The 14622-nt window shown below is 24.9% G+C and carries 15 protein-coding genes; 11 read left to right on the top strand and 4 right to left on the bottom strand.

Annotated elements, in window-relative coordinates:
- Positions 1 to 74: 74 nt before the first annotated feature.
- Positions 75 to 1073 (bottom strand): SGNH/GDSL hydrolase family protein, encoded by a 999-nt coding sequence (locus AACK83_RS10470; protein ID WP_338958399.1) that lies wholly within the window; start codon positions 1071 to 1073, stop codon positions 75 to 77.
- A gap of 314 nt (positions 1074 to 1387) precedes the next feature.
- On the opposite strand from AACK83_RS10470, the gene AACK83_RS10465 reads away from it, so the two are divergent.
- From AACK83_RS10465 to AACK83_RS10455, 3 genes are read left to right on the top strand one after another with little or no spacing between them, the layout of a single operon-like run.
- On the top strand, positions 1388 to 1672 hold the full coding sequence (locus tag AACK83_RS10465; RefSeq protein WP_338958396.1) for a hypothetical protein: 285 nt from the start codon (positions 1388 to 1390) through the stop codon (positions 1670 to 1672).
- Positions 1647 to 2186 carry a hypothetical protein gene (locus tag AACK83_RS10460; protein WP_338958394.1) on the top strand — a complete coding sequence of 180 codons (540 nt, stop codon included), beginning with the start codon at positions 1647 to 1649 and terminating at the stop codon, positions 2184 to 2186. Before AACK83_RS10465 ends, AACK83_RS10460 begins: the two co-directional genes overlap by 26 nt.
- A 25-nt stretch (positions 2187 to 2211) precedes the next feature.
- A complete protein-coding gene (locus AACK83_RS10455; RefSeq protein ID WP_338958391.1) occupies positions 2212 to 2811 on the top strand; it encodes a hypothetical protein in 600 nt (199 codons plus the stop codon).
- Positions 2812 to 2863: 52 nt separating this feature from the next.
- Here the strand turns inward: AACK83_RS10455 and AACK83_RS10450 are convergent, their stop codons facing one another.
- A complete protein-coding gene (locus AACK83_RS10450) occupies positions 2864 to 5392 on the bottom strand; it encodes a vitamin B12-dependent ribonucleotide reductase (protein WP_338958389.1) in 2529 nt (842 codons plus the stop codon).
- Positions 5393 to 5803: 411 nt separating this feature from the next.
- On the opposite strand from AACK83_RS10450, the gene AACK83_RS10445 reads away from it, so the two are divergent.
- From AACK83_RS10445 to dnaB, 8 genes are all read left to right on the top strand, one after another.
- Entirely contained in the window at positions 5804 to 6484 is a 681-nt protein-coding gene (locus AACK83_RS10445) for a hypothetical protein (RefSeq protein ID WP_338958386.1), read from the top strand.
- Between the two features lie 486 nt (positions 6485 to 6970).
- A complete protein-coding gene (locus tag AACK83_RS10440; RefSeq protein WP_252320085.1) occupies positions 6971 to 7570 on the top strand; it encodes a deoxynucleoside kinase in 600 nt (199 codons plus the stop codon).
- A gap of 191 nt (positions 7571 to 7761) precedes the next feature.
- On the top strand, positions 7762 to 8289 hold the full coding sequence (gene rpsF, locus AACK83_RS10435) for a 30S ribosomal protein S6 (protein ID WP_174481287.1): 528 nt from the start codon (positions 7762 to 7764) through the stop codon (positions 8287 to 8289).
- A gap of 30 nt (positions 8290 to 8319) precedes the next feature.
- Positions 8320 to 8823: a single-stranded DNA-binding protein gene (locus AACK83_RS10430; protein ID WP_174481286.1), complete on the top strand. Its 504-nt coding sequence runs from the start codon at positions 8320 to 8322 to the stop codon at positions 8821 to 8823.
- Positions 8824 to 8835: 12 nt separating this feature from the next.
- A complete protein-coding gene (rpsR, locus tag AACK83_RS10425; protein ID WP_338958381.1) occupies positions 8836 to 9066 on the top strand; it encodes a 30S ribosomal protein S18 in 231 nt (76 codons plus the stop codon).
- A 190-nt stretch (positions 9067 to 9256) separates the two neighbouring features.
- Positions 9257 to 11254, top strand: a complete 1998-nt coding sequence (locus AACK83_RS10420) for a DHH family phosphoesterase (RefSeq protein ID WP_252320081.1) — start codon at positions 9257 to 9259, stop codon at positions 11252 to 11254.
- Positions 11255 to 11276: 22 nt separating this feature from the next.
- Positions 11277 to 11729, top strand: a complete 453-nt coding sequence (gene rplI / locus AACK83_RS10415) for a 50S ribosomal protein L9 (RefSeq protein ID WP_338958377.1) — start codon at positions 11277 to 11279, stop codon at positions 11727 to 11729.
- Between the two features lie 2 nt (positions 11730 to 11731).
- On the top strand, positions 11732 to 13072 hold the full coding sequence (gene dnaB, locus AACK83_RS10410; RefSeq protein ID WP_252320077.1) for a replicative DNA helicase: 1341 nt from the start codon (positions 11732 to 11734) through the stop codon (positions 13070 to 13072).
- Between the two features lie 75 nt (positions 13073 to 13147).
- Here dnaB and AACK83_RS10405 read toward each other — a convergent pair whose 3' ends face one another.
- Both AACK83_RS10405 and AACK83_RS10400 read right to left on the bottom strand, forming a co-directional pair.
- Entirely contained in the window at positions 13148 to 14074 is a 927-nt protein-coding gene (locus AACK83_RS10405) for a hypothetical protein (RefSeq protein WP_338958372.1), read from the bottom strand.
- Between the two features lie 140 nt (positions 14075 to 14214).
- Positions 14215 to 14604, bottom strand: a complete 390-nt coding sequence (locus AACK83_RS10400; protein ID WP_338958369.1) for a hypothetical protein — start codon at positions 14602 to 14604, stop codon at positions 14215 to 14217.
- Positions 14605 to 14622: the final 18 nt, after the last annotated feature.

Raw genomic sequence — 14622 nt, 5'->3', positions numbered from 1 at the left:
TCTTTCTTGGCTTTATATGTATTATACTACTTTAATACTATATATATTAAAATAAATTAAGAATAAAAATATTGTTAATTAATTGTTTGTGTTACATTTTTTATGAAGTAAGTTCAGTGAATAGTTCAAGACCAATTTGCTCATTTATTTGGATGAACATAATCAAAGAAAAAATTATTATTAATAGTTTCTGGAGTTGTTCCATCAATATATCTTGGATTTAAATTTAAAGCTAAACCGGGAATTGATCATTTTATTGATTCATTAGTAATATTTTTTCCTATTTCTTGTGCTTCAGATAATAAATCACTAAAATTAGTTTCTAAGTCAAACGGTCTGATATTAATATCAGAATTATTTTTCATTAATTCAGTAATTTTATCATTTCATTTGTTATTATATTCATTTGATAAGTGGTTTGCTACTTCTTTAACAGATTGTTTTTCATTAACATATTTTGGAATATTACTAATGTTAGGCACATTGGCAATTATTAAATTTTGAGCACCAGCATTAATTAATGTATCAACAGTTTCAAACTCAGTTGTTATTGCATTATTAATAATTGACTCTTGTTTTGCTGTTGAATTTTCATCCATAGCAGAAAGCAGATCATTACCACCTATTTCAATAAAAATATCATCATTTTTTTGTATTTTATGATCTTTTAATAATTGATTAGCTTTGTGGTCAATAGAATAATGATTTAAGAATAATTGATATTCTCAACTATGATTTTGTCCAGCTTGTGCTCCACCTACAGCATAGTTATTACCTTTTTGATATCAAGCTGGTAATAGTTCTGTTCCTAGTTTTTTCGCTAAAATACTAGCAGCAACATCGCCATTAGTAAATGAATTATGATAAAAAGGTTCTTGAAATTTAACTTTATCTATATTTCAAGTATCATAAGTAAAAATATTAGCTAAATTACCATTATCTGATAAACTGTCACCAAGGACATATAATTGTGATTTCACACTTATTGGTTCATTAAAATGTTTTGCTATCATTTCATTTCCAGCAGTTAAAGTTATTGCTGTCAGAGTGATATTTATTAAAAATGTTTTCATTTGATAAATTCCTTTTCTCATTAAAAATTTAAATATGAAGGTAATTTTTAAAAGAAAACTATATTCTCTTTTAAAAATTAATAACTTAAGTTAATAGTAAGTTATTACCTTCATATTACCATATTAGTAGTAATGAGTAAATAAGGTTTTATTACAAAAATAAAAATTGATTTTAAAGAATGATTATATAAAATTAATTATTTATTAAATTTAATGCAATTTTTAAGAATAATTTTATTGTAAAAAAAATAAAATGTGTTAATTTTAAATTAAAAGATTGGTTTTTTATAAAATATTGAAAGGGAATAGGAAAAATGAGTAGAAATATAGCAGAAGCAATTGAAAATTTAGTTAATTCAAAAATAGTAGAAGAGTGAGTTTTTCTTTTTGAACAAAAACTCGAAAAAGAAGAATTAAGAAATTCAGAATATATGAAGTTACACAGTAAAGAAATATTTTTTGAATATATGTTTCTTGATGAATATAAAAAACTTGATGAAATTGAAAAAGCAGAAAAAAAGATAAAAATAAAATTAAAAAAAATAGAAAAAATTGAAACAAAAATAGAAAAAATTGAAACAAAAAATAAAAAAAAATAAGAATGAAAAAGAAATTGTAGAATTAAAGAATGAAAAAGCAAGACTTAATAAAAAAATCGCTTGTTTGCGTTTATTTATAGATGATAAAAAAGAAGAAGTAAAAGATTTAGAGTTACAAAGATGTAAAATATTAAAAGAAAAAAGTAAAAATGAGAAAAATAATTTCTTATCAAAAGAAGATAGAGAAATACGAGATATTGAAAATAAAATATGAAAAATTATTTTAGATAATTATTTTCAAGATAAAAGTAATAAGAAACTTATATTAAAAGAATATGAGGAATATGCAAGTAATTTTAAAAAAACTATTAAAGAATTAAAGATTGGTGATAAAAAATGTTATGATGCATTATTAGATATAGTTACAACCTTATATAAAGACGTGTCAAGAGACAAATTATTTTTAGAAAGAGAAAACATAAAAACTGATGGTTGACAAGATATAAATTTAGATGAAGATTCAACAAGATTACAAAATTTATCTTTAGAAAATAAATTTAAACCATCTTTGTAGTCAAAAAATAGAAAGAGAATAAAAGATGAAAGAAACTATAGAAAAAATAAATAATGAATTAAAAGAATTTTGAAATAAAAATCAAAAAAAACATCCTGATATTTGTAAAAATTTAGAGTTATCAGGAATTACGGTTATAAAAGGTGGTGTTCCTATGATTGGAGGTGCTTTATTTGGTGCTTTAATTGGAGTTCCGGGAGGACCTATTGGTATAGCCGTGGGCGTACCTATTGGTGTATTGCTAGTTTTTAAAGGTGCACTTCTTCAATTTAAACCAAGTATTGATGAAAAATATAACCAAATTAAAAAGACAAAAAAACTAGAAAAATTATTGAAAAGACTAGAAAGTATTGTAGAAGAAGTAAATTTGCAAGAAGAAAATACTATAACAATAGAATCTGACAGTGAATTAAGAGAAAAAAATTTATCTGATATTTTAAGAAAACATAAATTGTACAATGAAGAGTGTAGAAAAAAATTTTTTGAAGATGATCAATCATTTCAATCTGAAACAAAACTTCAAGAGTGAGGAAAAAATATAGGTGAAGAAGTAAATAAATTGCATTCAGCAACATCTTTAGAACAACAGGATGTAACTAGTAATTATCAAACATCTAAAATGTAAATAAATATAAAAATAAAAAACTACTTAAAATTAATTAAGTAGTTTTTTATTTTTATAATCCGCATTTAGATTGAATACCACAATTATTGCAAGTATAACAACCAGCGCTAAAGACAAGGACTCCTTCTTTACACATTGTACATAAGTCACCTAAATCAGTGCCAATTTTACGATCTTGACGATCATTACGTCATCCTGGTTTAATTGGTTTTGTTTCATTAATACTATCAGCAAAAGTTTCAGTTAGACCAAGATCACTTAAGTTAACTTGCTCTTGCATTTGATTATCATCATCGGATAAAGATAAGACTTGACTATCTCTACTTCTATCAACATAAACAGTTCCACCTTTTGCTCCATCTTTATATAATTTGTAATATATTTGTTCTACTTTTTTAACAGTGTAACCTTTTGGAGCATTAACAGTTTTTGAAATTGAAGAATCAACTCAACGTTGAATAATACATTGTACATTAGCATGATCTTCAGGTGTTAATTGCATTGCTGAAACAAAAATATCTGGCAATGGTTTTTCTTTAAATTCTGGATGATACTGTAATCAGTCATTTACAATTTTTGCTTTTACTTTCATAAATTTGCCAAGTCTTCCTGAACGGAAATATGAAAAGGCAAAGTATGGTTCAAGTCCTGTTGATACACCAACCATAGTTCCAGTTGAACCTGTTGGAGCAACAGTTAATAAATGTGAGTTACGGATACCATATTTAAGAATATCATTTCTGATGTCTTCAGGCATTGTTTTCATGAATCCACTATTAATAAATGCTTCGCGTGATTTTAAAAATGGAAAACTTCCTTTTTCTTTAGCAATATTAATTGATGCACGATAAGCACTAGTAGTAATAGTTTCAAAAATTTTATCAACTACTTCATTAGCTTCTTTTGAGCCGTATTTTAGATTACTTCAAATTAGTAAATCATGTAAACCCATTACTCCTAGACCAATTCTTCGTTCACCAAGTGCTTGTTTTTTATTTGCTTCTAAAAAGTATGGAGTGCTGTCAATAACATTATCTTGCATACGAACACAAGTTGTTACAGATTTACTTAGTTCATCGTAAAGAATTTCACTTGTTTTTTTATTAACAAAATTAGCTAAATTAATTGCTGATAAATTACACACTGAATAGGGTGCTAATGGTTGTTCACCACAAGGATTAGTAGCAACAACACGCATACCATATGCTTGAGCATTAGTCATTTCATTAGCTCTATCAATGAAAAAAATACCAGGTTCTGCTGAATATGTAGCACAGAAATTAATTAAATCTCATAAGTCAGATGCATTAATTGTATAATAAGTTTTAATTGGATAACCCATTTTTTCTCAATCATGAACATCACCAATTTTATTTCAATGTTCGTCATAAGCTTGTTTTTGAGTTACAGTATAATTATCTAAGTCAGGGAAACGTAAATTTCATTTACCATTTGTTGCAACGGCATTCATAAATTCATCACTAATTGTTACTGAAATATTAGTTCCGGTTAAAAAATCGCTTTTAATTACTTCTCAAGATCCACCAAGTGCTAGTTTATTTTTAGCATTTTCTATTATTTCTTCATTAAAAAGTTGTTCATTATTTAAGATTGATTCAAAAATATTACGATCTTGGTCACTAAGTACTTCAAATTTTAATTTTTTACTTGCTTCATCACGAATTAAACTTGATTTTGAATTTTCTTTTAACCATAATAAAATTTTTGCATTTTGCATTTTTGAAATAATAAATTCAATAATATCTGGATGTCAATCAGCTAGCATAATCATTTGTGCGCCACGTCGTGATCCACCTTGTTCTACTAAATGAGTTAATGTAGATAAATCGTTTAATCAAGAAACAGCTCCTGAAGATTTACCACCAACTGTTTTAGCAACAGTACCTTTTGGTCTTAGTGTTGAACCATTAGAACCAACAACACCACCATGTGACATAATTTCCATAACTTCTTGACGATGGGCAGCAATTCCACTTCGTGAATCATGAATAAAAGGCATTACGAAACAGTTAAAAAAAGTAACATCAGAATCACTACCAGCCTCATATAAAACTCTTCCAGCAGGTACTATATTTAGCGATTTTAATTGTTCATAAAATTGGGATAAATAAACAGATCTTAATTTTGGTGATTCTTTTGTAGTTAATGATTTACTAACACGATAAGCAATTTGTTCATAAAATAACTCTAGTGGTTTTTCAAGTTCATATTTTTGTTTGTGGATAATGCCAGCTTTACCAGAAATTTTTATTAGTTCAGGATCAATTGAGCCGAGGTATTCATCTTCAATTTTGATAGCATAAATTTGATTTTCTAATTCTTCAACAACATAACCAATTCCTCTAGTTGGAAAAATAGCATCTTTACGGATAATACTAATTACCAAATCACCTGGTTTTAAAGAAATTAAATTTTTATCTTTTTGTGCATAACGATCAAGCATTACCATTCTTGATACACCTTCATGAGTAATTTTATAATCTTTTTCTATTGTTTTTAAGTGTGTAAAATGCTTACTAATATCTTCATTTAAATTATTTTTTAAACTTTCACTGTACATAAAAATTCACCTGACCCTTTACAAATTTATTCTTATTATAACAATTGATAAATTTAAAGTCTAAATTTACATTGTTAGTAACTTATTATTTATTTCAGAAAATAATACGCTTTAAAATAATATCATAATTTATTTTATTAAAATAATTTAATTTAATTTTAAACATTGTCTAATTGTTTATTATAAATTTTTATAAATTTAAATTTATTTTATAGTTAAATATTTTTTCTTTTTTTAAAATTAATAAGTAAAATATATTTTTATGTAAAAACTATTACTATTAAATAATAGTTTCTTTTTATTTTAAATATGATATTATAATTCTAAAATTTTATATTAAAGTTTTTTGTTTAACTTATTACTTGGTTTTTAAAGTAATGAGTTTTTTATGTTAAAGGAGGATATTTAAATATGCCTATTCAAAATTATCAATCAATTAATGATGATATTGAAAATGTAAATTCAAACGAAAATATAGCAACTATTTTTTCAAGTATTAGAAAAAATGCTTTGAAAAATTTAATCATACACGGTTTTAAATTAGGTTGTTTATGTTGTATGGGAGCCTTATTTACAGCTTATATTAAAAATGAAATGACTAGTGATAGATTTAATAGTTTTTGAGAATTCCTTAAACAATTTAAAAATTATCTTTCTTGAGGTTTAGCAAGTATAGGGTTTGGTATTATTTTAGACAAAACTGCTTTTTCATATTTTGATGCTGTTATTATTGATATTAAAGAATTAATAACAGATGAAAAAATATTTACAAATGAAGAATTAGTTGCAGAAAAAATAAAAGAATTGGAAGAAAAAATTAAAAAATTTCAAGACAAAGAAATTGAAAATCGTGAAGAAATTAAATTATTTAAAGAGAATATCTGGAAAGAAATTGCTGTTTCTAAAGATTGCTCAAAGTGTAAAGTAAATGATGAAAATTTTTATACTAATAATTTTCTTAAAGAAGATTTTAATCACAATATAAAATATATTAATAATTTTGTATACTCAAATGAATTTGAAAGACAAAAAATAAATGATGATAATCAGTTTTTAAAAAGTAGTTCTAAATCAAAATCAGCAAAATTATAAATAAAAAATGAAGTATACTGTGATTGTAATTTGTATGAATCAAGAATGGAAAGGGAAATAGTTCTTGTATATTTAAATTAAATAAGCGGCAAGCAAGTTTGAAAGAAAATATAATAGTTAATGTGATTACTGTTTATATTAATGTAATTTAGTTTGTAGTTTACTTCTCTTTTATTTTTAAAATTTAGTTTATAAATATATCAATTTGATTTATTTGATAACTCTTTAGGTATTAAAAAGTAGTAGTATCGTTATCAATAAATTCTATGTTATGATAAATATAGTTATTAAAGGGTATATAGAATCAAGAAAGTGTATTATCAATAATTTCAAAAATGTAATTGATATTATGTTAATCTTTGAAAATATAAGCAACGAGTTTTAGTAAAAGTAAAATTTAATTTATTAAATGTTTTTTTATTTGGAGGGAGAAAATTTATATATTAAGATAAATTAATTGTAATCATATATTATGGGAGGCAAAAAATGAAAATTGTATTATCTGGTGTAGTTGGTGTTGGTAAGAGCACTATTAGTAGAGAATTAGCAAAATTATTAAAATATAAAATTATGGACGAGCCAGTTACTAGTAATCCCTATTTAGATGATTTTTATCAAAATCCTTTAGAATATGCTTTTAAAATGCAAGTATTTATGTTGATGGCACGAAGTAAACAATTAAAAGAAGCACAAAATTTTAACAATGTTATTTTTGATCGCAGTATTTTAGAAGATCCTATTTTCGTTGAAGTATTAAAAGCTCAAAACAATATGAATGATAGAGATTATGAAGTGTATTTAAATTTTTATAATAATGTTATTATTTCATCACTTTATTTTGATCCACAAATTAAACCTGATTTAATTGTCTATTTAAAAGCAAATCTTGAAAACACAATTGAACGCATAAACCTTCGTGGTCGTGAATCAGAAAAACATGTACCTCATGAATACTGAAGTTTATTAAATAAAAAATATGAACAGTGATATGAAAAAGAAAAAAATAACTTTAATTTTTTAGTAATTGACACTAATGATTTAACTCCTAAGGAAATAGTACAAAAAATAATTGATTATATAAAATAAAATTTCTTATTGAAATCAAATTTTTATTTAGTCATTTTTTCTCATGTTATATTAATAATTATTGTTATTTTTCCTTTACTTTAAAGGTAATTACGTTATAATATTGTATGAGTCAAATATTTAAAAATCAAACTTAATATATTTACTCCTTGCTCATCAGAGCCATATGCCCAAAAGGAGGTCTTCGAACATTGGAAGATTTAAAACAAAAGCATAATTATGAAATTATGTACATCGTTGATGATCAAAATCAAGAAAAAGCACAATTAATTAAAAAAGAATTTTGTGAAATTTTAACTAAAAATGCTGGAAAAATTACTAAAGAACAAGATTCTATTCGTCAATTTGCTTATCCTATTAACAAAAAAGTTAAGGGTCATTATTTTATTATTGAAGTGCTAACTTCACCAGAAAATATTGCTAACTTTAATCGTGTAGCTTTAAATAAACAAAGACAATTAGACGTAATGCGTTTTTTGGTTATTAATTTAGATAGTGAAAAAATTAATAAGTTTAAACCAAAACGCCAAGTAGAATCTAGTTCTTTCTCTCGACCAACAAGACCAGGAAATCGTCCTTCTTATAATCGTGATGAAAATGGTGAAAGAAAACCAAGACCAATCGCTGGTACTGAGTCATCTTATCGTACAAAAACTAATTACCAAAATTCAAAAACAAATACTAATAATAATGCATCGAATACTGAACAAAAAGATTAATAAAATCTAAGTTAAAAGTGAGGATAAAAAATGAATATTGTTACATTAATTGGTAGAATCACTCGTGATTTAAAGTTACATCAAACTTCAACAGGAAAACCTTTTACTTTTTTTACACTTGCAGTTAATAATATTCAAAATCAAGCTGATTATATTTCATGTGTGGCTTGAAATAAAGTTGCTGAAAATATGACTAATTATTTAGTTAAAGGTTCTTTAATTTCAGTTTCAGGAAGACTGTCAGTAAGAAAATCAACAGATCAGAATGGAAAAGAACTATATATTACTGAAGTGGTTGCACAAACTGTTACTTTTTTAGATAATCGTAAAAAAGATAGTAGTGGTAATAACACTAATATTAATTATTCAAAACCAAGAGATGAGAATAAAATTCATTTAGATGATGCTTTTAAAAGTCCTAATTATAGTACTGATATTGCCTTTACTAATACTAATCAGCTTCAAGAAAAAGAAGCGGCTATTCAAAATATAGAATTTGATGAAGAAGATATCATTTGAGATTTAAATAATTAAAGGAGGATAATTATGAACACTGGTAAACCAAGAAATTTTACAAGAAGAAAATTTTGTTTTATTACTAAAAATAATATTACTTATATTGATTATAAAGATATTGAATTACTAAGTAAATTTATGGGTAATAATAACAAAATTTTGCCAGCAAGAACAACAGGTACTAATCCAAAGTATCAACGTTTAATTGCTAAAAATATAAAACGTGCCCAAATCATGGGATTATTAAGATATTCAAGATAAAAAAATTGAGTAAGATTTGTAAACTTACTCAATTTTTATTTATTTTTTTATCTTAAAAATATTTTATTTTAAATAATAGTTTAAAATTAAAATAAAAAGACCTTAATAGTATTATATTACATAAAAGATAATGGCTGTTTTTAATATTAGTGTTATAGTATAATTAATAATATTAGAAGGAAGTGACAAAGTGTTCAAATCGTTAAGAAATTATCATTTAATAATGATTGTTTGATTAGTAGTTGAAATTTTAATTGGCTTGACTTATTTTATTGTTAATATTGAGACAGCAGAACAAGTGGTCACTATTACTGTAATTTTAAGTTTAGTTTTAGGTAATTTTATTATTGTTTGTCTTTATATTTTTCTATTTAGTTTATGAATTCGTCATCGTTATATTAACACAGCTGAAATCATAAAATTAAATAATGCACAAGCTTTAACTTTTGGTAGTGTTGGTATGATTGTTTTAGATAGTGATTTATCAATTATGTGAGTAAGTGAATTTTTAGAAGATAAAGGTTTAGGTAGACTAATTGGAAAATCAATTGTTAAACTATCAAGAGATTTAGAACAATTAATTAGTAATAATATTACTCAAATTACACTTAAAATTGAAGATATGCTTTATGATGCTATTTATTTAGTACAAACTAGAACAATTTTGTTACAAGAAACAACTAAATATCATTTCTTATATAATAAATTGCAGCAAGAAAAATTAGTTTTTGGTGTAATTAGTATTGATAATTTTTATAATTCTTTACAAAAATTAAGAGTTGAGAATCAAATTCGTGTTGAAGCATTTATTAAAACTGAATTAAATGATTTTGCTAATAATTATTCAGGTTTATTATTAGGTAATATTGAAGATGGTTACAATATTTTACTTTATCAAAATGAATTTAATAAAGCAAGAAATGATAACTTTCCACTTATTAAAAATATTCGAGAAGGTGTTAAAAAATTTAAAGCAGATATTACGTTATCTGCTGGTTTCTCTTATGGTAATGCTATTAGTAAAGATCTATATGATTTGGCTATTGAAAGTAAAGAATTAGCAGTTTATCGTGGTGGTGATCAAGTAGTTATTCGTGAATTTGGTGGTAATACAGTTTTTATTGGAGGTACTATTGAAGCAAAACAATCAGAATCTAAAATTAATATTAGAATGTTTGCACAATCATTATATAATGAAATAAAATTAGCAGAAAACATTTTAGTTATGGGACATGCGGCTGCTGATTTTGATAGTATTTCTTCAGGAACAGCTATTATTGAAATTGCTAAAAGCTTAAATAAAAGTGCTCATTATGTTATTAATCAAAATGAAGTTGATGAAAAAACATTAAAAATTCTTCATGAACTTGTTCCTGAAAGTTATATTAGTCGTAATTTTATTACAGGTAAACAAGCACTTAAATTTCTTCATGCAAATACTTTATTAATTGTTGTTGATACTCATAATCCACAACGTGTTGATAGTCCTGATTTATTAAGTAAAGCTGTAAAAATTATTGTTATTGATCATCATCGTGTTTCTGATGAATCAATTAGTAGCACCATTACTTCTTATATTGATGCAGGAACTTCTTCAACAGCTGAAGCAATGACAGAAATTATTTATTATAATGATTTTAATAATATTGAATCAGAATTTTTATGAAATATAATGTTTGCAGGTATTTTAATTGATACTAATAATTTCCAAGTAAGAACAACAAGAAGAACTTTTGAAGCCTGTGGATTATTAACTGATTGAGGAGCTTCTCCTTCTAAAGTTAAAGGATTATTGAAAAATAGTTTAAATGAACTAATTGATAAATTTGCTTTAATTAGTCACGCCCAAGAAATTAAAAAAGGATTTTTAGTTGCTGTTGGTGATGAAAACTTAGAAGTACATACTTCATATTTAGCCCAAATTTCAGAAATGTTGTTAGACTTACGTGATTGTAAAGCATCATTTACTATTGCTTATGATCGTCAAGGACGTGCTTGTTTATCAGCACGAAGCAACGGTGAAATAAATGTTCAAATTATTTGTGAAAACTTAGGTGGTGGTGGTCACTTTAGTGCTGCTGCTGTCCAAAGTAGTAAATTGGGAATTAGAGCATTGTATGATGAATTGGTAAAATTAATTGAAAGTGGCGTATATCAAAGTGAGAGTGCTACTACTGAAAGGTATTAAAATTATTAAAATAGAAAGTGAGATGTTTACAATGAAAGTTGTCCTTTTAACGGATGTTAAAAATTATGGTAAAAAAGGTGAAGTTGTTAATGTTAGTGATGGTTATGGTAAAAATTATTTATTACCAAGAAAATTAGCTGTAATTGCTACAACAGAAGCATTAAAAATTAATCAAAAAGTAATTGAAAATAAAAAAATACAACGAGAAATGGAATTAGAAGATTTACAAAAAATTAAAGAACAATTAGATTTAATTACTTTACAATTTAAATTAAAAAGTAATAATGGTAAAGTTTCTGGTGCTATTTCTTCAAAACAAATTTGTGAACAACTAGTGCAAAAATATAACATTAAAATTGATAAACATAAATTTGTTAAATTTAATCCTATTAATGAATTAGGTATAACTAACATTAATATTAAATTAGATGTTACAATTATTGCACAATTAAAGGTTGAAGTTTTAGGAGAATAATTATGTCTAACAATGGTCAATATATAAATAATGCAGAAGTTAATGTTTTAAGTGCGATGATTCAATCATCACCAGCATGTGAAAGTGCATTAAATTTATTGGCACCACATGATTTTACAATTAATTCTAATCAAATTATTTTTAAAACAATTACCAATCTTTATAAAAATAATTCTGGTATTGATATAACAACTATTGCCGAAGAATTAGTTAAGCAAAATAATTTGGATAAAATTGGTGGAATTGAATATTTATCTTCTTTAGTGGCTCAATATATTACTGATGCTAATTTAAAAGAACACATTGATATTTTGATTGAAAGAACTACTAAACGACAATTAGAAAATGCTTTAAAAAATATAGGTAAAGAGTTACAAAGTGAAAAGTCAATTAATGAAGTTTTAATTGCTGCTGAAGCTCAAATTGTACAAGTAAGTAGTGAACGTAATCATGAAGAGATGTTGCCAATTAGTGAACACATTGATGATGTGGTAACTAAAATTGAACAACTACAAAAATCAACAGTTAATATTACTGGTACAAGTTCAGGTATTAACAATTTGGATATGATTACTAGTGGTTTTCAGCGAGGTGACTTAATTATTTTAGCAGCTAGACCTTCAATGGGTAAAACCGCCTTAGCACTTAATTTTGCTTTAAATGCTGCTAATGAACAAGATAATAAAAACGATGTTGTTGTTATTTTTTCATTAGAAATGCCAAAAGATCAATTAATTACAAGAATGATTTCTTGTCAAGGACATTTTGATGCTAATCGTTTACGTAATAAGTCTAAATTTACACAGGCTGATTGAAATCGTATTAGTGCTACTGCTGAGCAATTGAAACAAAAAAGAATTATTATTGATGATACACCTGGTTTAAGAGTTTTAGAGTTGCAAACTAAATTAAGAAAATTAAGTCGTGAAAATAGCATTAAATTAGTAATTATTGATTATTTACAGTTATTAACTGGTAGAGATAGTGAATCACGTCAACAAGAAGTTTCAAATATTTCTCGTAGTTTAAAAATTTTGGCAAGAGAATTAAGAGTACCAATTGTTTGTTTATCACAATTATCAAGAATGGTGGAGAGACGTGAAGAAAAACGTCCTTTAATGTCTGATTTACGTGAGTCAGGGGCTATTGAACAAGATGCTGATGTAATTATGTTTTTATATCGTGATGATTATTATAAGGAAAAAAATAGTGAAGAAACAACAAGTTCACAAGAAAGTAATCTTGCTGAAATTCTTATTTCTAAACATCGAAACGGCCCAACAGGAAAAGTAGTAACTGTTTTTATTCCAAAATGAGGTAAGTTTGAAAATTATACAGGATAAAAATAATAAAAAACCTAAAATTTAATTTTAGGTTTTTTTTAAAAGAAGTTAATAAATTAAATTAATTAGTTTTTATTATCCTTCTGGATTTAAACTTTTAAATAGTTTTCCTTTATTATCACTAATTTTAGTTCCAGCGTAAACAATACCATTGACATTTAATAAACTATGTACTTCGCCACCACTGCTACTTCAACTAAAAATACCAATTGCTACTGTATAGACAACTTTAAATAATCTTCCTTTACCATCAGTAGTTCTTGTTCCAACAAAGATTGTATTATTGTCATTAACTAGACTTAAAACTTCGCCATTAGTTTCTTTTCAGTTGGTTACTAGTGTACTTGTACCATCTTCTTTAACTTTATATAAATCTCCTTGACCATCACCAGTTTTGGTTCCAATATAAATACTTTCGTTTGTTGAACTAGTTAAACTATAAATTTCACCATTATTTACATTTCATTTTGATAATATTGTTATTGTGTCATCTTTTGTAATTTTAATTAACTTTCCTGTATATGCATTATTAATAGGTGTTGTTTTAGTTCCAACATAGATTGTGCCATTGACATTTAGTAAACCACGAACTTCACCATTAGTATCTTTTCAATCAGATAGTGCTGTTATTGTATCATCATCAGTAATTTTAAATAAATTACCTTTGTCATCACCAGTTTTGGTTCCTGCATAAATAGTATTATTAATGTTTAATAGACTACATATTTCACCGTTGTTTTCATCTCATTTAGATAGTGCTGTTATTGTATCATCATCAGTAATTTTAAATAAATTACCTTTGCCATCGCCAGTTTTGGTTCCTGCATAAATAGTATTTTTATTATTAACTAAGCTTTGAATTTCACCATTATTTTCTTTTCAATTTGTTATTTCTTGAAAATTACTTGTTATATTACTTATACATGCAGTGACATTGCTTGTTGTTGCTGCTGTAAATCCTAAAACACCTACAATTGATAGTATACTTTTTAAATTTTTCATAAAATACCCCTTTTTCAAACTTTAACCCCTTTTATAAAATAATTTTACATTATTTCAAAAATAAAATAGTATTTATAATACTTTTGAGTGTTATTTATGAGGTTAATGTAAGTATTTTAGAAAGATATTAAATTAGAAATCTATATTAAATTTTTTTGATTAATATATGAAGTATTTACAAAAGGTTCATTTAATAAATCATTAATTTCTTCGATATTTATGATTTTTTCTGTAGTTATTTCTTGAATTTTATTTCAACTTAAACTTAAAAAATTATTTATTTCAGTATCATTTAATTTTAAAATTTTGCTTATTATTTCCAAAGTATTATTTGTTATTTTAACAGTTTTTTTAATCTTTTTATAATATAGTGAAACATCCACTAGTAATTCTAAGTTACTATAAAATTTATTTTCTTCTTTTTTTGAATTTATAAGTTTTACTAAGAACTCTTTGATTTGATCATTTTTATATTGTTTTTCTAAAATTGATTTAACTTCTAAGTCACATTTTTCATCTTCATCATTCATTGTTATATTGTCCCCTTT

Origin of the sequence: Spiroplasma endosymbiont of Tiphia femorata (assembly GCF_964020225.1) — a bacterium.
GTDB lineage: Bacteria > Bacillota_I > Bacilli_A > Mycoplasmatales > VBWQ01 > Spiroplasma_E.
The sequence above is the reverse complement of the archived record's forward strand: the minus strand, read 5'-3'. Positions and strand labels throughout refer to the sequence as shown.